The 23627-nt window shown below is 57.8% G+C and carries 16 protein-coding genes and 6 pseudogenes; 10 read left to right on the top strand and 12 right to left on the bottom strand.

Annotated elements, in window-relative coordinates; genetic code table 11:
- Positions 1-363: 363 nt before the first annotated feature.
- Positions 364-570 (top strand): cold-shock protein, encoded by a 207-nt coding sequence (locus tag ACP2YP_RS34395; protein WP_426426369.1) that lies wholly within the window; start codon positions 364-366, stop codon positions 568-570.
- 82 nt (positions 571-652) lie between these two features.
- On the opposite strand, the gene ACP2YP_RS34390 is transcribed toward ACP2YP_RS34395, so the two are convergent.
- From ACP2YP_RS34390 to ACP2YP_RS34375, 4 genes are all read right to left on the bottom strand, one after another.
- Positions 653-790: a hypothetical protein gene (locus tag ACP2YP_RS34390; RefSeq protein ID WP_426420701.1), complete on the bottom strand. Its 138-nt coding sequence runs from the start codon at positions 788-790 to the stop codon at positions 653-655.
- Positions 791-1224: 434 nt separating this feature from the next.
- Positions 1225-2391: a molybdenum ABC transporter ATP-binding protein gene (gene modC / locus ACP2YP_RS34385; RefSeq protein WP_426420699.1), complete on the bottom strand. Its 1167-nt coding sequence runs from the start codon at positions 2389-2391 to the stop codon at positions 1225-1227.
- Positions 2388-3071, bottom strand: a complete 684-nt coding sequence (gene modB / locus ACP2YP_RS34380; RefSeq protein WP_426420697.1) for a molybdate ABC transporter permease subunit — start codon at positions 3069-3071, stop codon at positions 2388-2390. Before modB ends, modC begins: the two co-directional genes overlap by 4 nt.
- Positions 3072-3074: 3 nt before the next feature.
- On the bottom strand, positions 3075-3377 hold the full coding sequence (locus ACP2YP_RS34375; protein WP_426420695.1) for a hypothetical protein: 303 nt from the start codon (positions 3375-3377) through the stop codon (positions 3075-3077).
- A gap of 40 nt (positions 3378-3417) precedes the next feature.
- Between ACP2YP_RS34375 and ACP2YP_RS34370 the strand changes: the two genes are divergently transcribed.
- Complete coding sequence (locus tag ACP2YP_RS34370; protein ID WP_426420693.1) at positions 3418-3597, top strand: hypothetical protein; 180 nt, start codon at positions 3418-3420, stop codon at positions 3595-3597.
- 51 nt (positions 3598-3648) lie between these two features.
- Here ACP2YP_RS34370 and ACP2YP_RS34365 read toward each other — a convergent pair whose 3' ends face one another.
- Both ACP2YP_RS34365 and ACP2YP_RS34360 read right to left on the bottom strand, forming a co-directional pair.
- Positions 3649-3813: a hypothetical protein gene (locus tag ACP2YP_RS34365; protein ID WP_426420691.1), complete on the bottom strand. Its 165-nt coding sequence runs from the start codon at positions 3811-3813 to the stop codon at positions 3649-3651.
- Between the two features lie 701 nt (positions 3814-4514).
- Positions 4515-5525: an IS110 family transposase gene (locus ACP2YP_RS34360; RefSeq protein ID WP_426426368.1), complete on the bottom strand. Its 1011-nt coding sequence runs from the start codon at positions 5523-5525 to the stop codon at positions 4515-4517.
- 176 nt (positions 5526-5701) lie between these two features.
- Here ACP2YP_RS34360 and ACP2YP_RS34355 point away from each other — a divergent pair.
- Both ACP2YP_RS34355 and ACP2YP_RS34350 read left to right on the top strand, forming a co-directional pair.
- A pseudogene (locus tag ACP2YP_RS34355) lies at positions 5702-7247 on the top strand (ISL3 family transposase).
- 167 nt (positions 7248-7414) lie between these two features.
- A pseudogene (locus ACP2YP_RS34350) lies at positions 7415-8443 on the top strand (IS110 family transposase).
- A 1297-nt stretch (positions 8444-9740) separates the two neighbouring features.
- Here the strand turns inward: ACP2YP_RS34350 and ACP2YP_RS34345 are convergent.
- Complete coding sequence (locus ACP2YP_RS34345) at positions 9741-10709, bottom strand: hypothetical protein (RefSeq protein ID WP_426420689.1); 969 nt, start codon at positions 10707-10709, stop codon at positions 9741-9743.
- Between the two features lie 1191 nt (positions 10710-11900).
- Between ACP2YP_RS34345 and ACP2YP_RS34340 the strand changes: the two genes are divergently transcribed.
- The 5 genes and pseudogenes from ACP2YP_RS34340 to ACP2YP_RS34320 form a co-directional block, all read left to right on the top strand.
- A complete protein-coding gene (locus ACP2YP_RS34340; protein ID WP_426420687.1) occupies positions 11901-12416 on the top strand; it encodes a PaaI family thioesterase in 516 nt (171 codons plus the stop codon).
- A 357-nt stretch (positions 12417-12773) separates the two neighbouring features.
- Positions 12774-13025: pseudogene (locus tag ACP2YP_RS34335) on the top strand (IS5/IS1182 family transposase); the annotation flags it as partial.
- 55 nt (positions 13026-13080) lie between these two features.
- On the top strand, positions 13081-13332 hold the full coding sequence (locus tag ACP2YP_RS34330) for a hypothetical protein (RefSeq protein WP_426420685.1): 252 nt from the start codon (positions 13081-13083) through the stop codon (positions 13330-13332).
- Between the two features lie 624 nt (positions 13333-13956).
- Positions 13957-14250, top strand: coding sequence for a hypothetical protein (locus ACP2YP_RS34325; RefSeq protein ID WP_426420683.1), 294 nt, complete (start codon positions 13957-13959; stop codon positions 14248-14250).
- A 100-nt stretch (positions 14251-14350) separates the two neighbouring features.
- Positions 14351-14907 (top strand): annotated as a pseudogene (locus ACP2YP_RS34320) (IS630 family transposase); the annotation flags it as partial.
- Positions 14908-14909: 2 nt separating this feature from the next.
- Here ACP2YP_RS34320 and ACP2YP_RS34315 read toward each other — a convergent pair.
- From ACP2YP_RS34315 to ACP2YP_RS34295, 5 genes and pseudogenes are all read right to left on the bottom strand, one after another.
- A pseudogene (locus ACP2YP_RS34315) lies at positions 14910-15238 on the bottom strand (transposase zinc-binding domain-containing protein); the annotation flags it as partial.
- A gap of 9 nt (positions 15239-15247) precedes the next feature.
- Positions 15248-16100: pseudogene (locus ACP2YP_RS34310) on the bottom strand (tyrosine-type recombinase/integrase).
- Positions 16101-16516: 416 nt separating this feature from the next.
- A complete protein-coding gene (gene ectB / locus ACP2YP_RS34305; RefSeq protein ID WP_426420681.1) occupies positions 16517-17815 on the bottom strand; it encodes a diaminobutyrate--2-oxoglutarate transaminase in 1299 nt (432 codons plus the stop codon).
- Between the two features lie 527 nt (positions 17816-18342).
- Positions 18343-18696, bottom strand: a complete 354-nt coding sequence (locus ACP2YP_RS34300) for an IS3 family transposase (protein ID WP_426420679.1) — start codon at positions 18694-18696, stop codon at positions 18343-18345.
- Positions 18697-19362: 666 nt separating this feature from the next.
- On the bottom strand, positions 19363-20760 hold the full coding sequence (locus ACP2YP_RS34295; protein WP_426420677.1) for a hypothetical protein: 1398 nt from the start codon (positions 20758-20760) through the stop codon (positions 19363-19365).
- Between the two features lie 683 nt (positions 20761-21443).
- Between ACP2YP_RS34295 and ACP2YP_RS34290 the strand changes: the two genes are divergently transcribed.
- On the top strand, positions 21444-22835 hold the full coding sequence (locus ACP2YP_RS34290) for a CapA family protein (RefSeq protein ID WP_426420661.1): 1392 nt from the start codon (positions 21444-21446) through the stop codon (positions 22833-22835).
- Positions 22836-23627 lie beyond the last annotated feature (792 nt).

The raw sequence follows: 23627 nt of genomic DNA, 5'->3' as shown, positions 1-23627 counted from the left end.
GACAGCGCTGTGCCCGCAATGCGTATTAGGCGTGCGACGGCGCCCATACGAGGCTCAGTGCGTCGATAATAGCCGTGGCGGTGTTCGGAGTCTCGAAGCAACTACAATGCTGGCCTCAATCCGGGTGGGCCTTTATTGCAGAGCGGCCTCGCCCCCACACAGAATACGGGTTGGCCGCCTGTCCTCCGGTCTGGTTGTCGGGGGCGCGACCAGTGGAAATCACAAGTCTGGCTCAAAGCTTGCAATAGGCGAGACGAAGCAGGAGACATGGTTGGGGCGCTCGGCGCTAAGCTCCGCCGGTCACGGCGGCGGCCGTCTGCGCTCATAGAAGCTCGAGTCTGAGCATTGTTGGAGATTGTGAAAGTGGCGATAGGCTTTGTGAAGTGGTTTAATCCTGAAAAGGGGTACGGATTCATCAGGCCTGAGGACGGCAGTGCTGACGTCTTCGTTCATATATCGGCGGTTGAAAAAGCGGGGTATAAAACGTTAGCTGAGGGCTCGCGCGTGAACTACGAGCTCGCCCCTGGCCGCTCTGGTAAGATGTCGGCTGAAAACCTTAGTGTTGGCTGAAGCCAGACCTCTGCCGTTGTTAGGCCAGCTGATCGAAAGGAGAGCCTGGTGTGCCACCGTTTCAGTTCAACTGACGTGTACGTCAGGCCGCTTGGACCATCTGAAACTGCTCGATGATCCATTCTCCTTCATGAAATTCCCGGAGCCTCAGCTCGTCCTGACATTCGCGTTGACCGCTTGACCAACGCGGCAAAAAGCCGCCTTCGATGGTATGCGGCATGCGCCGGTGTCGAGCGCACCCGGAAAGTGATCGTGATGCGCGCTTCGGCATGCCTTTGAAGCAGCATCCAGCTTCCATCGCGTTGGTCGAAGTGCAGCTTGAACAAGCAGCGTTGAGTGCTGATCCGTAAGCAGGTTAGCTTGACCGCTCCAGATAAGGCGACCGGAGAGGTCCGCCGACGGTCGCAGGTAAAGCTTCGGGATTATAGATAAGACTCGAACGAGTGTGCTCTTGAAGACGGGGAACGCCATTGCATCGTCTCCTCTTGGAGATTGGGCCGATCAGAGCGACACCCGATCGATCGCGCGAGGGTCTGAGCTAAGTCCGTAGGCAATCGAGATCATGTTCCAGACGGCCGAGAATTTCCTCGACGGAATTGGGGGCGGTGCACGCGAGGTTGGCCATCAAGATCTTGATTCCCTTACTGGCTAATTTTAAGCAGCGACGCTTGCCTGTCCGGCATCTCCTGCTGACATGGGGAACTCTGGGGCTTGCGATGGCGCTTCAGACGCCGAGACCAGCGAGACGTGTTTGAGCTGGGCGAATACGTCCATTCCGTCCTTGAGCCGTAGCGCATCAAACGCGTAACGCGTGATGCGCGCCAAAATGCTCGTACCTGAGCCACCGGTGCCAAGCGCAAGAACCAGAGTGATCTCGGACGCGCCGAGCGGAAAATAAGCTTTAATCCGCGCCGGAAAGACATTCAGGATGGTGCTTGAGCGCGGCGCTTCGCGCGAGACGCTGACGTCGCTCGCTGCGATGCGCAGCCGCTGGTGCACGCCGGGTGCAAGCGGCGCTGCCGGCACCAAAAGGCGTGCACCTTTGAGACGGAGGATGAGTAGCCCGTAGCGCCCGTCATAGCCGCCGACCACGGCATCAAGGCTGACGGCGGCTTCGTGACCCGCCGCAAGGGGCAGCGCCGGATCACTCTGCAAGATATGCAATGGCCCGGTCGCGGTGATCGTGCCACGCTCCATCATCACGAGGTGATCGGCGAGATGTTCGATTTCGGCCATGTCATGGCTGATGTAGATCGTCGGCACGGCGAGCTTTTCATTCAGGCGCTTAAGACATGGCAAAATCTCACGCTTAGCGCAGCCATTCAACGTGGCAAGCGGTTCGTCCATCAGAAGAACTCTTGGCTGGGATAATAGCGCGCGACCGATGGCGACGCTCTGCCGCTCGCGGGCGGAGAGATGCGCTGGCGAGCGGTCGAGCAGGGACACTATGCCGAGCAATTGGGTCACCTCATCAAAGGCAATGGGCTTTGGTTTGCGTTTGGGCAGGGCATAAAGCAAGTTGCGCCTGACCGACAAATGCGGAAAGAGGCTCGGCTCCTTAAAGACATAGCCAATCGGACGAAGATGGGGCGCGCGGAACGTCGTTTCGTCCTGCCACACCTCGCCATCGATGACGCAAAAACCGGTCGACAACCGCTCGAGCCCTGCGATGCAGCGCGCCACAGTGGTCTTGCCGCAACCTGGTGGCCCAAAAATTCCGGTCACGCCTTTGGCCGGTACGCTGAAACGCGTATTCAGCGGGAAGCGAGCGCGCTTCTCGCTGAACGCGACTTCGATCCGGCCCGGTGTGGCTGTCCTCACGTGCTCCTCCGGCCGAGGTATTTATCGATTAAGGTCAAGATCAGGATGACGGCAAAGGCAAACACCAACATGCCACCGGAAACCCAGCTTGCCTCGTGCCAGCGCGATGCTTTGATATAGTCGAAGAGAAAGGCGGACAGTACTTTGGTACGGCCAGGAATGCTCCCGCCAATCATCAGCACGACTCCGAATGCGGCGATCGTATGCGCAAAGCCAAGCACGGCGGCGGTAAAAAAAGCCGGTCGTGCCAAAGGTACTGCGACCGTAAGGAAGGCATATGACGGAGAGGCGCGCAGAGTGGCAGCAACTTCCATCGGTCGGTCGCCCATGGTAGTGAAGGCGTTGCGGATAGGCTGCACGACAACAGGCAGCGCGCTCAAAACCGATCCGATAACGAGCCCTGCGAAGGTGAAGGCAAGCGTGCGCTCGCCCCAGAGAGAGGCAAGCAGGCCGCCCGGGCCGGTCGGGCCGAGCAAGGCCAGCAGATAGAAGCCGAGCACCGGTTGCGGCAGCATTGGTGGCAGTATGATGATCGTCGCCACTGCCTCGCTCCACATGCTCTTCGAACGCGCTAGCCACCACGCGAGCGGCGTACCAAGTATCAAAAGGATCACGGTCGTGATGCTCGCGAGCTCGATTGTTAGTCTGACCGACACCCAGATCTCTGAAACGTTCTCCATGCGTCAATTCCAGGCTTGCCACGCACAGCCACGCCGCGCGATCCCTCCGTGGGGTTCCGGTCCCGTGAGAAAATCGACCAAGGTGCGTTTACCCGTTGAGCCAGCCTCCAACGCGTGCTGCCGGAGGGGATCAAAAGTCTCCTGCGGCACTAGCCGCCGCGATGCGGTCCCGCAATGCGTGAGCCTCGGCAGCGTGACGAAATCTAGCTCAGCCTTGGCGGTTTTGGCGAATTGATAGGCCTGCGCAATGCTCGCCCATTTGAACAGCTTCTGCTGCATCGTTTCACGGATGCCGAGCGTGGTCATTGCGCGCGCCGCGGCTAAGCCACAAGGAGGCGAGAGTCTAATGAAGGTCGGCAATCTTGCGAAAAATGGCATCTCGAACGTCTCTGGACTATTTGCGGATTTAGCACTCGATCTCCACAGCACGACCCTGCATGTGGCATGGATGAAGTCGCGTTCGAGCGCGAGGCCGTTCTCGCCAAGTTTGCTCGGGCGAAAGCGGTCGGCCGAACAAAACAGCTGACATGACACGGATTGTTGTTCTGTCCGAAAGGCGCTCCCCTCGCGCCAAAGCTCAAGATTGTGTCGTGCCGGTCTTCTGCCTGACCAGCGCTGCAATCCCTTTGCCTGGCATGAGGAAGTTCGTGGCGCCGGCCACAGTGATGCTCGTCGCTTGCGGAGTACCACGCATAATCAGCGTCAGAACTGAATTGATCAGGATCATACGGCCAATCATCATCGGAAACTCCTGACATGGGACGGCTACGACCACTTCGTCTGCCGCGACTCCTCCTCATCCAGCAAGCCGCGTGCCGCCTGCGGAGTATGGCCGCGCACTGCTTGACGAGGCTGAATCAATTACTCGGATGAGCTTGGCCACTGGAATGGATGAGCACTCTTGTCGGATTTCCGACATCGGCGGCTTTAACTAAACATCGATGGCAGACAAGATGGAGGCTGAAGATGATAAAGCCCCCTCTGTTGTTATTGTGTGAACGTCTGCTTGAAGGTGATGTGCCTTAAGAGATCCTTATGACCAAGGCGCTTGGCATCGCCGCATGGTGACGAGCGCCCAGTTTGTCATTCGGCCCTTTAATTGCGGTTTGTTGTCAAGCTTCCATTTCTGAACTCGCCAACGGCAAGGTGGCAGCGCTCGCGCCGTCGGAGCTGGTCAGGGTTGCGGAGACGGCGCGAGCGCGGCTGATACATGATTTGTCAGCCAGGCATGGGATCGCCCGGGCCGGTTGACGTCTTCGCTGGGGTCATGGTCCTTTCCGAGGTCGCGCAGCGCCTCATGATGATGTTCGGGTTGGGCGCCTCAACGTCTGCAGCGGAGTACGGTCAAGCCGCCGCCAGCCGAATGAACGAGGTCGCCACAACACCGTCCCAGCGGGACATCGCCAGCCCGGCGGACCGGACCAGGAGCTTTACAAAATCGGATCAGGCCTCTTTCGCCTGCCCCCAATCGAACGATGTGCCGTCGACCCAGATACAGTGAAGAACGATGGCGATTTTGCGCGCGATGGCGACCTTTGCCTTTCGCATGCCAATCCGCTTGGCGAGCTTCATGCCCCATGCCTTGAGAGAGGACCATTTCTTCGTCCGATAGAGCAGGACCGTCGCGGCCTCGTACAGGTAAGTTCGAAGAAGGCGGTCGCCCCATCGTGATATCTTGCCATTAATGTCAGTTTCGCCGGACTGGTTGCGTCGAGGCGTAAGACCCAGATAGGCTCCGACGCTGGATGCCGATCGGAAGCGCGATGGGTCGTCGATCGTATGGCGGAAGGTCAAGGCGGTCACCACGCCGACACCTGGGACTGTCATCAGACGGCGCGTCGTCTCGTCCGACTTCGCCAACTGGCGGACTTCGTCGTCGAACTTGCTTTGCTGCTTGCAGATCTGCTCATGGATCGACAGAAGCGGCGTGATCACCCCGAGGAGCTGATGATCTTCGCCCAATAGCTCGCGGACCCGATTGCGAAACTGCAGTCCGATCGCGCGTGGGAACAGCAAGCCGTATTCTTTGATTAGACTGCGGATCTGGTTCTCGATATCTCGACGAATGGCCACGAGCCGAGATCTTGCGACGAGTACCGCCCGTATCTTCTGACTCTCCTCGCTCTTGACTTTGACTTCTCGATACCAGCCGACCCGTACCAGTTCCGCCAAACCTCGAGCATCATTCTGATCGCTCTTGTTCATGCGTACGGACAAAGCCGCGTGGGCATGACGCGCGTCGATGCAGACCACCGGAAGATCAAGCCTACGAAGTTCATGCCATAGCCAACTCGCCATCGCCCCGGTCTCAAATCCGATGCGCTCCGCCTGTGGCGCCCGCTTACGAAGCAGTGCCGTCAATGCTCCCGGGTCGGACTTGGCCTTTCCCTCGAACAAGACCTGACCCACTTCGTTGACCACGCATACTGACGTTTCTTTTTGCGAGACGTCCAGCCCAACATTGCTTCATAGTCCCCTCCGATTCGCGAGATTGCGGAGGCTTGAAGATAGCGGACCTTTCGAGCCGCGGGCGCCGACCGCAATTACGTCATCGTCTGCAATATTGGCTCTGACTCATTTCTGATGAAGTTCGCCGGCGTCTGTGGTTCTTCAAACGGAGAATCGGCGCCATGCAGACGGGCTTTCGAATTTCATCGCTTGTACCAAGTGGTTTTGTGTTTGATGGCGTAAGTGATTCAGCGGATTCGGGTATTCTGGCTGTTCGGTCGGAGGCTGCGGAGGCACCAGTGCCCTTTGTGCGCGACAGCATCGCGCCGAATCCATAGCCGTTACATCCGGCATGTGACCGATTTGCCATCAAGGGGCAGAAAGGTGCGCCTCCGATTGTTCACGCGGCGCTTCACATGTGAGGTGCCGCATTGCCGCCGGCGGATCTTCGCGGAGCGGTTCGGAGAGGACATCGTCCCGCTTCGACGGCGCCGGACGGCACGGCTTGAATACATTGTCCATCACCTGGGGTTGGCCGCTCGGCGGCCGGCGGCAAGCTTAGCCACGCGGCTCATGCTGCCCGTCAGCAACGATACCTTCCTGCGGGTGGTCCGCCGTCGGACGGCGATGCCGACAGATCCATTGCTTGTTGTGGGCAGCGACGACTGGGCGTCGCGCAGAAACTATTGGTACCGGGGCTATCGTGTGCGATTTGGAGCGTCGGCGGATCGTTACCCTACTGCCCGACCGGGAAACTGCGACCGTTCAGGCGTGGCTATCGAGGCACCCAGGGATCAACATTGTGTCGCGAGATCGCGGTGGTGGATACGGTGAGGCACCAGCCAAGGCGCTACCAAACGCCATCCAAGTCGCCGACCGCTGGCATCTGATGGAGAATGCGAGCGCGGCCTTCCTTGATGCGGTGCGCCACTCCATGAGCACAATCCGAACCGCAATCGAAGCGACGACGATCAATCCGGATCTGCTGACCTGTGCGAAAACGTCGCGCCATCAGGGCTATCTGCGGCGCCAGGCAGTCATGCCGCAATTTCGGCTCACGTCAGCGATGGTGTGCCGCTCAAGGAGATCGTCCGCCCCAAAGGGACATAGTCGCAATCTGGTTCGCCAAATTAGCCGCGGTGGCGGTGCGGATATGTTCCGCACCCGTCAAAGCACTCTGGATGGGCACCTCCCGTTCCTGGACGCGCAGTGGTAAGGCGGCTGTCGCAACGGCGCCGAACTCTGGCGCCGTTTGCAAGGGCAAGGCTTCAAGGGATCGCCGCGTGTGGTGGCGAATGGGCGACGCGACTGCGGCGCGCCGAGACTATCAGCCGTCAACAATTGCAGAAGGCCCCCGCCGCCAGGACGATAGCGCAGCTGATGACGACGAAGCGCGACCACCTGACCAAGGCCGCGACCGTCACGGTCGCCGTTATTGAACAGAACGTTCCTATGCTGGCCGATGCCAAAGCTCTCGTCGGCCGCTTCCACGCGATGATTCGAAAGAAGGCCGAGATTGAGCTCGAACCTTGGATAGATGACTCCAAGCGGAGCCTCATTGCCTCGTTCGCGAATGGCACTGCCAACGATAAGGGCGCTGCACGCAGCTTTCACGCAACCGTGGTCCAACGGCCAAGTGGAAGCTCAGATCACCAAGCTCAAGCTCGGCAGATCTACCGGCGCGCTAAGCTCGATCTCCTTCAGGCTAGCCTGATTGGCGCGCCATAAAAATAAACACAATCATCAAATATGCGTCAGAGCCCAATATTGCCGCCTGAGCCGGGGGATCGGCGTCCAAAAAGTTGCAAACGATGTCGTAATTTCGATCGGCGCTCGTGGCAGGCAAGCTCCGTTATCGTCGAGCCCTCGCAATCAAATGAGTCGAAGGAGCTCCCATGAAGCAGTACGTCGGGCTGGACGTCTCACAGAGAGAAACCGCTGTGTGCGTTGTCAACGAGACTGGTCAAGTAATCTTCGAAGCAAAAGCCAAGTCTAATCCTGGTGCCTTGACGGACCTGCTTCGCAAACATGCGCCTCATGCCGAGCGTATCGGCTTCGAGACCCGTGCGATGGCGAGTTGGCTATGGCATGAACTCCGCAGGGTTGAGCTTCCGGTGGTCTGCATCGACGATCGGCATGCGCACGAAGCTTTGTCGGTCTGAATGAAAAAGAGCGATCAGAATGATGCGCGAGGCCTTGCCGAACTGGTGCGGGTTGGATGGTATCGAGAGGTCAAAGTCAAAAGTGAGTAAAGCCAGAAGATCCGAGCGATCCTTGTCGCCAGATCTCGGCTAGTGTCCATGCGCCGAGACATCGAGAACCAGGTTCGCAGCTTGATCAAGGAATGTGGATTACTATTGCCTCGCGCGATCGGCCAACAGTTCCGCAACCAGGTCAGCGAACTCTTGGGCGTTGATCATTTGCTTCTCAGCGTGATATCGCCGCTGCTCTCGATCCATGAGAACGTTTGTCAACAACGAGGTAAGTTCGACAACGAGGTCCGCCGATTGGCACGGCTGGACGAGACGACGCGTCGCCTGATGACGTTCCCGGGGGTCGGCGTCGCGACGGCCCTAACGTTCCGCCACACGATCGATGACCCCTCGCGCTTTCGATCGGCTTCGACGGTCGGCGCCTACCTCGGCCTTACGTCGAGGTGCAGCCAATCCGGCGAAACCGACACCCACGGAAAGATATCTCGATGGGGCGACCGGCTTCTCCGAATTTACTTGTTCGAGGCCGCCACTGTCCTTCTTTATCGAACCAAAAAGTGGTCTTCCCTAAAGGCCTGGGGCATGAAGCTCGCCAAGTGGATCGGCATGAAGAAGGCAAAGGTCGCCATCGCCCGAAAGATCGCCGTGAGTCTCCACTGCATCTGGGTCGATGGCACATCGTTCGACTGGGGCCAGCCGAAGCCAATCTGATATTTGCTCGCAAGTTCCTGGTCCGGTCCGCCGGTCTGGCGATGTCCCGCTGGGACGGTGGTCGTGGTGACCTCGGTCAATCGGCTGGTGGCGGTTCGCCCGCACTCCGGTGCAAACGTTGAGGCGCCCGATCCGGACATCATCATGAGCGCTCGCGACCTCGGAAAGGACCATGACCCCAGCTACGACATCCACCCAACCCCGCTCAAGCCGCCAACGACATCGATTGCCAATCCCGCTAGGCAATCGTCTCGCCATCCGCGATCGCTCCGTCTCCGCAAACCTGACCAGCTCCGACGGAGCAATCGCTACCACCTTGTCACTGGAAAGAGAGAAAGAATGGTAGCTTGACAACAAACCGCAATTAAAGGGCCGATTGACAGGTGGGAATGGCCATGCGCGACGCGTGCGAGGCGGCGGCGTGCCAACGGTGCATCAAAGCGTGTTTCTAAGTCCGAAAATGATAGGCAGCTACGCTGAGATGGTGGCGCATTACGGCACGTCGAGGCTGCCGGTGCTACCGCGTCACCCGCGGGGCGAAGCGCAGGTCGAGCAGGGGGCTGATCATCGAGCGCTGGCTTCTCGGCTCCCTGCGCTACCGCGTCCGCTACAGCCTCGCCGACATTTACAGCAGCGCTCGGCCGCCTGCTCTGGACGCCGAACGAGGAGCGGCCGACCAGGCGGGTGACGCGCCGGCACCTGGCTCAGGAGATCGCCGGCCGGCGCTCAGGGCCTTGCCCAGTGCACTCTTACGTCTTCGCTGGTTGGCGCGTCCGATGGGGCAGCATCGATCATCAGGTCGATGTCGAGGCCGCTATTACAGCGTCCCGCATCGCTTCGTGACGCTGGGCGGATACCATGGTCTGGTCTCACCGCATTCGGCCGACGCAATCTTCGTCTACGAGAACTGCATCCCCTCAAAACTCTCAAGTACACCACGGCGGCCCCAGTAAACCGCGTCGACCAATCCAAGGTGACGCGCACAGCTCCTTCACACAGTTCCGCCACACAATTGCGGATAACCTCCGGTGAAGCAGGTCCTGAGCAGGTCAACTGAATATCCGGGGGCATACCTGCCGACGCACCGATCACCGCGGCAAGCCGCTCACGCTTCGCATTGGACAGCCGCGCACCAGAGATCGCGGCTGAACATTTCCGCCAGGTCGCATGCTGCAAGCTAAACGCTATCGAACTTATCCAATTGGCCTTCGGCAGATACGGCACTATCCCCAACGGCTGGCGAATTGAGACTCGACGTATCCAGGTCATGCAGCGGCTCCAGCTCAAGCATTTCGTCTCATCGAGGCATAATCGTTCCGATGTTAGAAGCGCGAGCTTTTCGGATCGCCAATTCCGCTAACGCCAAATCTGCAATCACGAAACCTCGGAAGCCAAACAAGGCCCTGATTGGCGCACGAGGCCGCGAGGAACTGGCAGCAAGATGCACCAGGTCATCCTGATATCTTACGGCTTCGACGGGTCGTTCTGATGCGTCCACCGGCGATTTGGACTGCTGCAAACTGTCTGTGACAAGTCTGTCGAAAGCATTGAGCGTTTCTGGCCGCCAACTCCTGCCCCCATCCACAGCCGCGGCGAATGAGGAAGGCGGCAGCGATCGAGCGTTCAGAAACGATTTCAGTTCGGGCGACCGCGGAACGGTGGAGACTACGATCTCGCTTTTACTCAACAGCGCATCAGAATCGTTCATTATGCTCGGATCGAGCGTTTTTTCCGCGGCGGCAATCGCAACTCTCTCAGCGGAGCGGACGCTCCGACTCAAAAGATAGATTCTGCGTAGCGACGGAAACAGATCGACGAAGGCGTCGAGATGGCTAACCGCCTGCAAGCCGCACCCTACGAAGCCAATGGTTGCGGGCGCCTCAGGCGCAAGATAAGCAGCTGCCGCCGCTGACATCGCCGCAGTCCTTATCAAGGTGATGGAATTCCCATCGAGAACTGCCAACGGTACCCCCGTTTTGTAATCGCTCACACAGACCAAGCCGTTAACTCTCGACCTGTCTTGATTTCCTTCGAGTGGAACGACCGCGACCATTTTCATTGTCGCGATAGCTTTGGCTTGGGATGCCGAACTCAACGATAGGAACCACGAGTCCGGACCGATGTTGATGCCTGATTTTGGCAAGCCGATGTTACGGCCAGCCGCATTGTCACGAAAGGCGTCAAGAACTGCGTCGCGCGCCTCTCGTGGCGAAATCTGCAAGGCTTGGACATCGGCATTCGATAGGTAAAGCAGCTCGGGGGACATCGCTGGTCCTTTCATAATTGAAACTATCTGGTGCCATCTCGGGCAAAACAGTCCGCAATCGTCGACTCAAATCCAGAGCGCCGCCATTGCCACGAGACGTCCCATTGAGGCTGCGGTGCAGCGCAACTCAGCCTGCAGCATCCTAGCAGCAACGATCGTGCCAGCGTTGTCCTCGCTCGCTAAGTTGCTGACGCTCCGAACGAGTCGCGCCTGCATCCGCTGCAGGTCCGTGTTTGAACGCGACAAGCTTTGAGCCATTGTCAGGAACTGGACAACGGCTACGAGCCTCGAACGGGCTTGTTTGACCCATGCGCTTCTTCAAACGCACTCATTCGCGGAATTACCCCTACTGTAACTTAAGCGGTGGTTTTGGCCGAGCACCCTTCCATTTCGTTGGCACATATGCGCCCACGATTGCTGTTACGGCTGATGAGAACCGCCATTTGGTACGGGTAGAGGGCTGAAACAACGAGCCGTGCCATCCCAGCTGCGCCGGAATAACCCGGGTGTTTGGTAACCCGCGGGACAATCTCGCTGTTCGATCATTCGTAACAGAAACTCAACGAAGCGCATACGTTACCCAGTGACGTTGTACTCGACCTGGGATGCGAATAGTGGAATAGAACCTTCATCTGCGCTGGCGGCTGCCGGAGAGCGGATCTGTGCCATACGCGAAAGCTACTGATAGGAGCCAGCTTTGACACGTGGACGATCATTTGCTGCGGCTCTAGTGAATGCGGCGGCCGCCGCGAGCGAGTTGCGCCGTACAACGGTCAGTGCGAGCGCGCAAGAGCATGGCCCGTGCTCGGGGATTCAGCAGTAGTACAGAACGCCAAAATGCGCCGGTGTGCACGGGATCGTTCGGTTCATCCCGAACCAGAAGCAGGGCTCCTGCTCGGGACCGCCTCTGCGGTTGCCTCGGCATCCCCTTGCGAAAGGCTCGTTTTGTCCCATTCAACTCAAGCCGCTAAGATTGTGAAACATCGACATGGCCGATCCCTTCGCGGCAGGTATGTCACGAGGGCTTTCTCAGAGATTGCCCGCTCCCAAAAGCGCGAATCATCGCCGTGCTGCGTCGATCTGGAACCAAAAACGGTTTAAGCTCGCCGCCATTCCTTGATCGGGAGCTACCTGTTTTTACAGGGCCAAAGCTCGTTGACAGCCAGCGGAAAGCGGCATCTTTGAAGCGGCGTGAAACTGCGTCGAATTTACATGCAGGAGGCCGGCATTATGAACAATGGACGTGAAGACGTCGGCGTGGGTCTTGATAGATTCATTATCGAGACCAAGGGCGAGTTCTCCGGCTGGCGTACCTGGCCGCGAGATATGCTTGATTTCCGCTGTGGACCGTTCTACTTCCGTGGCGAGGTAGACGGACGCGTGCGATGTGCATTCAGAGTTAAAAGAGAACACCTGAACGGGATGGACAGCGCGGACAGCGGGTGTCTTATGAAGCTTGCTGAATTCTCGTTGTTCGCATTCGCATCAACAGATCTTGGCGCCGCGCCCGCGAGCACAGTCTCGTTCTATGCCGAATTCATCGAGCAGGCGCGGCAGGGTGACTTGGTCGAAGCTGAGGCTTATATCGCTGGAAGCGGTCGCTCATTGACCTTCCTGAAGGGCGTTTTGCGCTGCAATGGCCGGCCGTTGATAAGCTATTCAGGATTGATCAAGCGAATGCCAAGCTCGGAATCATCAGCTCAATAGCCGTCCATAAAAAAGACCCCGAGCGGTTGACCGAGACTCAAGAGCCGAGGTCTCGAAAGTTGCAAATTCATCTTAGATTCCCTCGAATCGGCGGTGGTGCTTCCGTGATCGCAGCGGAAGGGAGCGATGCGACCGAACAAACCAGGGACGAGGGGGAAGACGATCTATTCCGCGCCGGCCTGGATCAAGTCATCAAATTTAAAGCACGGGCTGGTGCAGCTCGGTGCTTCCAGCTCCCATCTTCAACACAGCTCCGCGTGCAGATACGCGCACCAGCTATGAGGCACACGGAAATAGGGGCCATAGACCCACCGCTCGCAGACGCCCGCGTCGGACAAGCCGTTAGACGTGGTTGAGCAACCTTACCAGTTCGGCGTCAAAGTCTTCGTCGCAACCACGCTCAGCCACGCCAGGGCGGCCAGTTCGTCACCTGTGTAAAGTCGCTGCCCGGCGATCCCTATGATGGCCATACGCTGGCGCGTGTGATCCCGGACATCGAGGCACTCGTCGGCAACATCATCGCGCGCCTCGCCGACACGGGCCACGCGGCCACAATGCGCAGACTACAAGTCCAGGGTCTTGATCTCCGGCCAGAAGCGAGGGGTGACGCCTCATTTGGGAATAGTCCGGTTAGCCGCGTAGCCAGCCAGGGAGCACGTTTCAAATGCTCGGTGTCGAGCCGGTCGGTTTTAGCCCGCCGGTGCTCGCGGGGGACGGCGACGCTCGTTGCGTGGATAACGAAGGCCTCGACGCCACGCGCCCGCAGCCAGCGCGGCAGCCAAAAACCATCGTGCCCGGCCTCAAAGGCGACCGCTACGCCCGTGATTGCGTGCCCGAACTCTGCCGCCTCGTCGCGTCACCCGTGCGGCAACCGGAGCAGCGCGTCTCGTCGGCGCCAAGCTTTTTCAACGGGTGACGATCCAGGCCGGGGACGATTCCAACGACAAGCCAATTCGAGAGGTTTATCTCAATGACCGCGATCAGCGTGCTATTCTGCTCCAGGGTGGTGGAAGGCCGGCCGAGATCGTTTTGCCTTTTGCATGGGGTGCTCCATTGCTCATGACCAGCCTCAAGGGTCTCATGCACTTGGCGGTCACCCCCATAGTACCTTCCGCCGTCTCATTCGCTGGCTAGCGCTTTTGTTGTGGCGGATCCTTGTCACCCTCTTCCCGACCCTTTGATCGAACCAGTCTGAGATCAGGGTTCTTCACAGTCGACGATGCACACATACCCACGCCGAGCGGGTCCTATGTGAGAATGCAGCACGTCGCGTCATCCAGAGAGGTTCGGCCTCGAACGAAGCCACAGGCATGTTAGATTAGAGACGCCGGTGTTGGAAAACTAGCAAAGAGCGACACGACTCTACACTCGGATCTAGTGGGCGGGCCTTCTTTCTTCAGACGAGGCAATGCATCATATGTAGGGAGTGGCACGTTGGTTGCTGCAATGACAATGAGCACTGCCAAGCCGCAGGTTCGTTCCTGGAGTGTGGAGTCCCGTTCTCAGATTGATCGTAATAAATGCGCTCACGATGCTTGGCATGAACGCCGAAACCGCAACTCCTGGTCAATGCAATCTTCACCACATGAAAGGAGGGATCATGAAAACGAAGCTCGCACAAGCTCTTGCGGTTAGCCCCGCAGTGTCCACCGTTCTCGTAGGCAGGAATCGCAGTGGCAACTGGGTTGCGCGCGAGCAGAGCGGCGCTTTCGGCGGCCTATTCGTTAACCGAGCGCAGGCGCTTAAATATGCTCGGTCGCAGAATGGTTATTATCTGGAGGCCATCATTGAGGTCGCGCATATCGAGCTCAATATTCCTGCTCATCCACAGTGAGCCTGTCGGGCTCGGGAGGTCCAATACGTCGGCGCGAGCGATGTTGGGAGGGTGGCAAACGTTTGCTCCACGAGAGCAGATCGTCACGACCACGATCATGTCCCCGTCGAACCGAGCACTTGTCCTCAGCAGCGATGAGAAAAGCCAGATCCAGGCGCTCGATCGCGAGCAGCCAGTCTTGTTGATGGTCCCTGGAGTGGCGGAACCTCGCACGCACAGCTTTGTGCGGCATGGTACGACCACGCTGTTTGCAGCACTTGATGTTGCGTCTGGGTCGTTATCCGCAAATACTAGCGAGCGCCATCGGGCAGTCGAGTTCTTGAAATACCTCGAAAGGATCAATGGTCGGGTCCCTGAAGGACTTGATGTTCATATCGTCATGGACAACTACGCGACCCAGAAGGCCCCCAAAATCAAGGCGTAGCTCGCTCGACGCCCGCACTATCATGCCTCCTCGACGCCGACTTCCGCGTCATGGATCATAAGGTCGAGCGTTGGTTCGCTGAACTCACCAGAAGGCAGATCCAGCGAGGTGTCCACACTTCCGTCAGGCAGCTCCAAGCCGATGTCCGTGCCTTCACCGACCTGCACAATAAAAATCCGAAGCACTTCAAATGGACCAAGTCCGCAGACCGGATTTTCGGCGCCCATCCCCGCAAGAAGGCGATCTCGCCGGCCAGCGTCGGCAGCGTAAAGACGACGTGGAAGTACGGCACCGGCAACAGTTCGGCCTGTCGATGCGCGGGCCATTCGGCGCGCGCCAGCCGCTGGCATTTTAGGCAATGGCGGTTGCGGCAGGGGTTGTAGGTGATGCGCGTCGTGCCGCAATCATCGCACTGCTCGACGTGACCGCCGAGCACCGCGGTCCGGCACGCCGTGATGGCGCCCATGACGCGTCGCTCGACGCGGCCGAGATGCCCGGTGCGGGCCTGCCGAAACGCTTCGCCGTGCGGCGGAAGACATCCGCCACCTCCAGAACCGGAGCCATGGTGTCCGTTCAGCCGGGCGGCACGACCTCGAGACGGAGCGGACTTGGCGTGGTGCTGATGGTCTTGGTGGCGACCTGGGTGTAGCGCGCGGTGCTGGCCAGGCTGGCGTGGCCGAGCAGCACCTGGATGATGTGCACATCGGCCGCGTTCTCCAGCAGATGCGTCGCGAAGCTGTATCGCAGCGTGTGGACCGTCACCTGTTTGCTCAGGCCGGCCGCCGAGCGGGCCGAACGGCAGGCGGCGTGCAATACGGTCGGATCGAGCGGCCGGTCCCTCGTCACGGCTGGGAAACAGCCAGCGCTGCGGCCGGGCCAGCCGCCGATAGCCGCGCAGAATCCTCAGGATCTGCGGAGAGAGCATGACGTAACGGTCCTTGCCGCCCTTGCCCTGCTCGACCCGGATCACCATCCGCTGGCTATCTATATCGGCGATCTTCAGCAGAACCACCTCGGAGACACGCAGTCCGGCGGCATAGACCGTCGTCAGCGCGGTGCGGCTCTTGAGGCTTGGAATGGCCTCCAGGAAGCGCACGACTTCGTCGGCGCCGAGCACCACCGGCAGCTTGCGCGGCTCGCGGGCATAGGCGATGCGCTCCGGAATGGCGTCATGGCCGAGCGTCACACCGTAGAAAAAGCGCAGCGCACACACGATCTGGTTCAGCGCCGGCCCGGATATCCCGGTCGCCACCAAGTGGACCTGGAAGGCGCGGATATCCTCCAGTTCGAGACAATCAGGGGATCGGCCGAAATACCGGCTCAACTTCGATACCGCGGCAAGGTCGGATCGTTGCGTCGCCGGCGACAGATTGCGGACCGTCATGTCCTCGATCATGCGGCGGCGAAGAGGGCTGATCGCCGCCATCGGAAAACTCCTGTCTGAAGGGTTGGGCTTCAAAAACTCGCGATCCTCTCAGACAGGAGGCTGCTATTGCGATTCCTCCTCAATTGCCGCGCCAGCGACTTCGTTCAATTCAAAATCGGCTCAACTTAACCCCATCCCGCTTTAGCGGTAGTATCGCGAGAATCGATCTGAAAGGCTGTTTCCTATGGCGCTCGATCATCACGACGCCGACATGACGATTGTATGGTCGAGCGCCGTCACATCAAGACGGCGAGGGTGCCATAATCGGCGCTCGTCGGTACTGTCTTGTTCAGATCATGCACTACACCGGCGGCGACGTGCACGCATGTTGTGGTGAACTCGTCGCCGATGGGTTCGTAGTCTATGAATGTTATCCGTCTTTCTTGCTGCTTGATGAAAAGCAGAGGATCAGGTGACTAGGTGACTGCACGGCACCCCTGTTTCAGAGTTTCGGTCAATGACTGCTCAAATATCTCAAGGCCACGATTCATCGTCTCGTGTTCGATCGTGAGTGCAGGCATGAATTTTACGACCTGATCAACGGATCCGCATCGTTCGAGAACCAGCCCCTTCTCGAAGGCTTTGTGCGTCGTAGTCTCTGCGAGTTCTGCCATTTGACAGTCAAACCCTAACGCCATACCCCGGCCTCGAACCTCAAAACTGCTTCCATGCTCTGAGGCAATCGACTCCAGTCGGCGTCGTAGAAGTTCCCCCAGACGGTGAACTCCTTGCGAGAAGGCGTGGCAGCGCCAATAGATGTTTATAGCCGCGGTCGCAGATACAAGTGCTAGGTTGTTCCCTCGGAACGTTCCCGTGTGTTCTCCTGGCTGCCAAGCGTCGAATTCCTCTTTGATCAGCAACATTGATAGTGGCAGGCCGTATCCACTTAGCGATTTCGACAGGACGACAATGTCGGGCGACAACGAAGCAAACTCGAAGCTGAAGAATTCGCCAGTGCGGCCGCATCCCATCTGGATATCATCGACTATGAAAAGGGCGCCAACACATTTTGCTATGGCCTGAATTGATTGCAGCCACTCTTTGCGAGCGACGTTTATGCCACCCTCCCCCTGAACGGTTTCAACGAGAATAGCAGCTGGACGATCGATGCCGCTGCTCTCGTCCGACAACACCTTTCGTAGGTAGTCAGACGTATCAGCGTTTGGCCCAAAGTAGCCATCATAGGGAATGAAAGTTACACCAGACAAGGAAACACCACTGGCATTGCGATAGTAGCGATTTCCGCTCGCTGCGATTGCTCCTAAACTTAGGCCATGATATCCATTGGTGAATGAAATGATATTTTGACGTCCTGTGACTTTGCGGGAAAGCTTTAGAGCGGCTTCAATTGCATTAGCGCCAGTTGGTCCCGTGAATTGGAATCGGTATTGCAGATTCCGTTCCCGAAGAATCACGGAGGAGAACGTCTCCAAGAACTCGAGTTTTGTAGGAGTAGCCATGTCAAGCCCGTGGACGATGGCATCGGAGGCTAGATGTTCGGTGATAGCAGTTCTAATCCGATGATTATTGTGGCCGTAGTTAAGCGCTCCAGCACCGGATAAGAAGTCAATAATCGTTTGACCGTCGTCCGTCAGCATAGTCGACCCGCTAGCTCGGCTGAAGATAGCAGGAAACGAACGTGAGTATAAACGGACGTTTGACTCGAGCGCATCGAGGATCTGCATTTTGCATGACCCGCCAATTACTTCATCCATGACCGCCCCCTCTGGAAGCACGTGCTTTGCTGAACAGTCGGCCCTTTCTCGAATTCGACGAGGTCTCGATAAGACGGAACACGACGCCCACGCGTTTTCGTCCCCGCTTATGTTGCACGACGCCGTTTCCTAGAATGGCCTCACTCACCCTCCTTACCTGAGAGGCGCGAATAACGAACCTGCCAATGCTGGCAGTTTATCGTGACCAGAGGATCGTATATCCTTGCTAGGTTGGGCGTGGTGCCGACTTCAAAGTTTTGATGCTGAGCCGTTGCCGAACCCAGGTGACGAAAGGTTCAAGCGGCAGCGGCTTGCGTGGTGCGCGAGGCTGCAACGTGGCCCCGTGCGCCGCTGCTAAGGACCGAGCGAGTGGGTCGATCAGCGAACTTTCCTCTGGCTTCGGAAAAAACGATACGTCGCGTAGCGCTCGTTCAGTGGCCTGCGCTCAGAGCGCCAGCCAGGCGGCGTCATATCTTGGCCCGCAAAAGCGATAGAATGGGGCTCCATCGTATTGAAGATCCGCCATGCTAAATTAGAACCGCACCGGCGACGAGATAAGCTGCGCCCGATCGGCAGATACGTGAGGTCTGGCGCCCACACTTTGGTTGGGCCGGTCGATCGTCATGCTGCGCAACAGATTGTGAGCCGGCGGTGCCGGCCGCGATGCCCATCTTGCGCATCAACCGCTGTACGCGCTTCCGATTGACCTGAAGCCCTTTGACTTTCAGCATCGCGCGGCCAGGCGGTGAACGGCTCGTCGATGGGCCGCGCATCACGGCAAGGTCGTTGTCGTTGGCGGGCCGGTCGACTCCAGAACGCGCGATGCCAAGGAATACGCATTGTCGGCGGATCGATAGCGCCTGGTCGGCGCGATCGAGCATCGTCGAAGGTCCGGCGTACTCATCTCCGGAGCTGCGCGCTAAAAAATCGCACTGGACCTTCAGTTGGCCGAATTGGCGTACAGGTTGTCGGTCTCGCGTTCGCGCGTTTCCTCGCTCTCCCGCCCGACACCCGCACGAAAGGCTCGCGCCGCCTGTTCCAGCACTTGCTTCTTCGAGGCATAGATCTGGTTCGAGTGAACCTCATACGCTGGGCCAGATCGGCCACCCGCTCAGGAGCCGTCATCGCCGCTATCGGCTCAATACACTTCCGATCGCCACGGCATCATCGGTCCAGTGCAGTGATCGTGAACCGGTAAGGGCAGTCCCGCATGTCCGATCACGCCTGCAAGACCATCAATGTACGCCGAAAACCGCGACGCTACGACTTCTGATCTTATCAGACCCTTCTCAGCCTTCCTATGTTGAAAAATGAGTCGTCTCAAATATGTGAATCCTGTCGACAAAGGAGGCGACACTGTGACTCAGTAAGGCTAGGTCATACGAAACCGTAGCCGGCCAGTTGCGTGATCCGGTTATCAAGCATTGTCCGCCACGCGCGCTCGCGATAATTGCGGAAGTCTGGTGAACGCGCAAATGGCAGATTCCCATTCCTCCGTGTCGAGCGCGTATTGCTCAACGAATTATCGCCTCGGTGACTGTCACGCGTCAGGCGACTGTGACCGGTAGCAGAATGCCGCTCCGCCCGACGTTCATCACGGCATCGAAGCTTGCCCGAGAGTTAAAACCTGCCAGGCGACCGCCGAATACATAACAATCGATTCCATACACCATTTTCTTGATCGATCGGGTTGGCAAGTGCAGAGCTGTCAGCTGTCCGGGCCTGATGTACTCCTGAACAACGTGGGGCTTCGCGCCGGCTCGTTCGATCTGTTTTTCCCATACGTCTGAGGATGTGAGATGTCCAATCAGGACATGCTCGCCTCGCGTGGCGTTCGAAGGCTTCAAGACAAGATAAGCCTTGTTTTCACGGATGTAATCGATGAGTTCAATTCGACGCTTTTGGGGGTCGGTTGTTACACCCGCTCTGACAAGGCGAGTCCATGGAATATGGCGCAAAATAAACTGCATCTGCTCGGCGTCAAAGCTCGAACTGAACCGATCATCAGTGAGTACAGCCAGAATTGCCTTGTCGGACAGTATCCACTGGGAGATCCATGGGTTTATCGAAACCACATCTTGAGCCGCACATGACTCTAGGTAGTCCCTACATTCTACAGCATCTATCATGTCTCTGACGTCGAGTTTATTGTAAACAAGTTCGATGCGTTGCCCATCCGGCCCGACCAGTCCATGAGGCGTTCGCTTCATTGCACTAATGTCTAGCAACGCTGATTTGACGCCTACGTCGCTCAGAGCTTTCACGATCCAATCCACTTCATTTGTGAAGCGACCACGAAAGTTAGCTACCGCGGCAGTTCTGAGCTCCGATCCAGTCGCAGCCTGATAAGCCGATCTCAGCTCCTGTACAAAGCACTGCGGATCTTTGACGAAAGGCTGCTTGCTTAAGTCAAGTGACAGGCCCTTGGTCAACGGGTTCGAGATGCGCCCCCACACGTTTGCGATAAGGCCGGTCTGTATTACACCTCCAGGTCCTTCGGTATTTGTTTCGATGATTTTGTAACTTCCATCGCTGCCGAGCAAGCCATCAAGTCGACATATCCTTACAATCGGACGATGCTTTGGCAGACGAGTGATCCAATGCCGCAGATGTTTATAGGCTGGAAATAGGTCTTGCACGTCTTCATTCGAGCAATACAGTTCAGCAGCAACATCGAGGAGCTTGATCATACCCTCAGCGGTGGCGACGAGGTGATTTGACAGCCTAGAATCGATAGCAAGGGGCCGGATGCATATGGGACAAGCTTCCCCCTCAAAGTGTATGCCCGCCTCTGCAATCGCGCCAGACAGCTCGTCTTGAGCCTTCCAGATCGAGGTTGAACCGCAAGTCGCGAGCTTGCAGAGTCGGCGCTCAATTTGTGCATCAGCCTCGCTGATTGCGGGCAGTAGCGCAGTTGCTGTTCCAGATTCCACCTGAGTTGACATGGGAGCTTCCATCTAGTGACATTGGATTTTGCGCGAGCCTATCGTTTTCTGCGCAGTGCGCGAATTTGGCTTTATGTCCGAGTCCATTTATTGCCGGTGTGTTCCGGATTACCACGTAGTTCGCGCGGGCGTCCGCCAAGCGCGCCATTAGCTGTAGTTCATGATCCTTCAAAGATCAGAAGTATTCCGCCCGGTGAGGGCGTTACTGGTGGTCTCCTGCCCGCGCGGTCTACCTAGCCCTAGCTAATGGGCAACCGCACACTAAACCAGGCGCATAGATGCTCGCACCTACCAGTTCTGAGCCTACGATCTGCAGCGGGTTAACACTGCCGTCATCTGCGGTGACATGGTGGCCCGAAATCTGCTGCGCCGGCAGGCGTAGAACTTGACGTGCGCCTTCAACGCAGTAGATGAACCGATCAAGGAGTAAGTTTGAGGCGTGACTTGCCTTTGCGCTGCGTAATAGATGATGCTGTATATTTTCCGGCTAGGGTGGAGCGCGCCGATGAAGAGTGTGGGAATCCGCATCATATCGGTCACCCCTCGCGATTTTTATTATTGGACGATTATCAGGTGCGCGCCGTCCAGATACGACGTTGATGTACACTGCGTGGTTAAAGTATGGGTTGGCAACGAGTGCAGGCGTCAACCTTTAGTAGCAAAGAGCCGCTATGGAGAAATCTATGGAAAAACATTCAAAGGAGGGCGGGGCTTGTCCGGCCCAGCAAGGGGATGGCTATGATCTGGCCGGCTCGATCGCAACAAGCGTTGCAGACGGCTTCACGATGGTAGCAGTCGGCGATCTCATCGTCTCGCGGCCACTGACGAAGTACCAGGGCTCTGACTTCGACGCGGTGGTCAAGATCCTTCGTGATGCCGATGTCACGTTCGGCAACCTGGAAACTAACATCTTCGATGCTCGCTCGTTCAAGGGAAGTCCCCAGGCGGAGTACGGCGGAGCCTACCACGTCAGCCTCCCAACGACCGGGCCTGATTTGAAGGCGATGGGTTTCAACGTGATGAGTTACGCCAACAACCATTCGCTTGACTGGGGTCTGGAAGGCATGCGCGAGACGTGCCGAGTGCTCGATCAGAACGGTGTCATCCACGCAGGCGTGGGTGAGAATCTCGCACAAGCTGGCGCCGCTCGCTTTCTTGAGACCGCCCGCGGTCGCGTGGGGCTGTTGTCATTTGCTGCATCGTTCACGCCCATGTCTCGTGCGGGAGATCCCGCCGGTGAGGCGCCAGGCAGAGCAGGTGTCAATCCCCTTAGGCTGGCGCGGAGCGTCTTGGTTCCCCCCGAGATGCTGGATGAGCTAAGACGAGTACGTGACGTATTGCCCGGCTACAAGGCTGGTCGTGGTGATCCAAACCGCGTCGTCATTGCCGGAGTGACATTCAAGACAGGAAACGTGGCCGCTTACAGTTATGAACCCGAGTCGCGCGACGTAGATAATATTTTACGAAACCTTCGCAGGGGCAAGCAGTTCTCGGATTTCTGCATCGTCACCAACCACGGTCACGAGCCGGGAAACTGGAGCCAGGAGCCGCCGGATTACGAAAGAGAATTCGCGCATAGACTCATCGATGCCGGTGCCGACGCATATATCGTGCATGGACCGCATCAATTGCGAGGCATCGAGATCTACAAGGGCCGCCCGATCTTTTATAGTCTCGGGAATTTCATCTTTGACGACCTCCGAACCCCCGTAGGTGCTGAGATGTTTGCCGCTTACGAGAGGGACCCACGAGTCGATACCGATGCCGAGGTGACGGCCGGCGAGATGAGTAGGGGGTATGAAACGAATCCGGCATTTTCAGATCCAGTTTTTTATGAGAGCCTTGTGACCGTCAGCCGATTTGAACAGAACCGGCTCTCTGAATTGCGGCTCTATCCGGTCGAGCTTGGTCACTCGAAAAGACTTGCCGATCGAGGCGTCCCGCGTCTCGCCCAACCGCCGCAGGGAAGAGCCATTCTCGAGCGTATGCAGAAGCTCTCCAAGCCATTTGACACCGAGATCGCCATCGCAGATGGCGTGGGAGTTATCAGACTGCGGCCAACCTCGCTGCCATGACGTGAGGTCGCGTACTCGAATTAACCGAGCATTTAAATAAAGCTGCCGCGATTTGCCGGATTGAGCTGCAATTGGCCGAAAGTCGGGTAATCTCGCGTCGGCCTTCAAGGGGCAGCTGCTTGGAAGTCTGCCCCATAGCAACACCTCCGGTTGCAAGCGTTGCACTTCGTCTGTGAACTCAGGTAGTCCAAAGAAATCGCGTAGCGATCTGACTAAGCGCTGGTCTAATGTTCAGACCAGGTCGCGTCGTCACTACGCCGGCTCTGTTGCTGCAGCCATCACCTAAGCCGAGGTATAAGCGCCTGAAATAAGCTTATAGCAGCTACATGCTTGTGCTCGAGGCACTGACGTGCATCGATCTGCAAGACGCCGCGCGACTTGCGAATAAACCTTTGCTCTTCGAAATGGATCAACGTGTCCGTTACGCCAGCGCGGCGCAATCCCAATCAAGATAGGTAACCGAAGTCGCTCGACCGCAAGGGCCGTGGACGCTCGTACATTGCTGGAGCCATTTGCGCCGGCGCTCCATCAAATTGGCCCGTAACAGCAAATCACTGATCGCTGAGGCCCCATTCGGCACATCGCACAGCTTTACACCATCGAAGCCATGGTACGCGGCTCATCGCCGGACATCCGGCTGGCCGCGCGCAGGCAGCACTCGCTGCTCATCGTCGCCGCGTTAAAGCCTTAGTTCGAGAAACAGCTGTCGATGATCTCCAGCGGTTCGATGCTTGCCGAGGACATCCGCTACGCGCTCAATCACCGGTAGGGGCCGACCCGCTTCCTCGACGA

The sequence above is a fragment of the Bradyrhizobium genosp. A genome (assembly GCF_049949275.1).
GTDB lineage: Bacteria > Pseudomonadota > Alphaproteobacteria > Rhizobiales > Xanthobacteraceae > Bradyrhizobium.
This window is presented reverse-complemented; position numbering and strand designations above follow the sequence as displayed.

What these genes read in the sequence shown, in the direction of transcription:
- ACP2YP_RS34345 (WP_426420689.1), bottom strand. Translation starts at nt 10,709, where the DNA reads ATGTCCCCCGAGCTGCTTTACCTATCGAATGCCGATGTCCAAGCCTTG.
- ectB (WP_426420681.1), bottom strand. Translation starts at nt 17,815, where the DNA reads ATGGATGAAGTAATTGGCGGGTCATGCAAAATGCAGATCCTCGATGCG.
- ACP2YP_RS34390 (WP_426420701.1), bottom strand. Translation starts at nt 790, where the DNA reads ATGCCGCATACCATCGAAGGCGGCTTTTTGCCGCGTTGGTCAAGCGGT.
- modB (WP_426420697.1), bottom strand. Translation starts at nt 3,071, where the DNA reads ATGGAGAACGTTTCAGAGATCTGGGTGTCGGTCAGACTAACAATCGAG.
- ACP2YP_RS34330 (WP_426420685.1), top strand. Translation starts at nt 13,081, where the DNA reads ATGCTCGGTGTCGAGCCGGTCGGTTTTAGCCCGCCGGTGCTCGCGGGG.
- ACP2YP_RS34365 (WP_426420691.1), bottom strand. Translation starts at nt 3,813, where the DNA reads ATGATGATTGGCCGTATGATCCTGATCAATTCAGTTCTGACGCTGATT.
- ACP2YP_RS34370 (WP_426420693.1), top strand. Translation starts at nt 3,418, where the DNA reads ATGAAGGTCGGCAATCTTGCGAAAAATGGCATCTCGAACGTCTCTGGA.
- ACP2YP_RS34295 (WP_426420677.1), bottom strand. Translation starts at nt 20,760, where the DNA reads ATGTCAACTCAGGTGGAATCTGGAACAGCAACTGCGCTACTGCCCGCA.
- ACP2YP_RS34300 (WP_426420679.1), bottom strand. Translation starts at nt 18,696, where the DNA reads ATGCTCGATCGCGCCGACCAGGCGCTATCGATCCGCCGACAATGCGTA.
- ACP2YP_RS34325 (WP_426420683.1), top strand. Translation starts at nt 13,957, where the DNA reads ATGAACGCCGAAACCGCAACTCCTGGTCAATGCAATCTTCACCACATG.
- ACP2YP_RS34290 (WP_426420661.1), top strand. Translation starts at nt 21,444, where the DNA reads ATGGAAAAACATTCAAAGGAGGGCGGGGCTTGTCCGGCCCAGCAAGGG.
- ACP2YP_RS34375 (WP_426420695.1), bottom strand. Translation starts at nt 3,377, where the DNA reads ATGACCACGCTCGGCATCCGTGAAACGATGCAGCAGAAGCTGTTCAAA.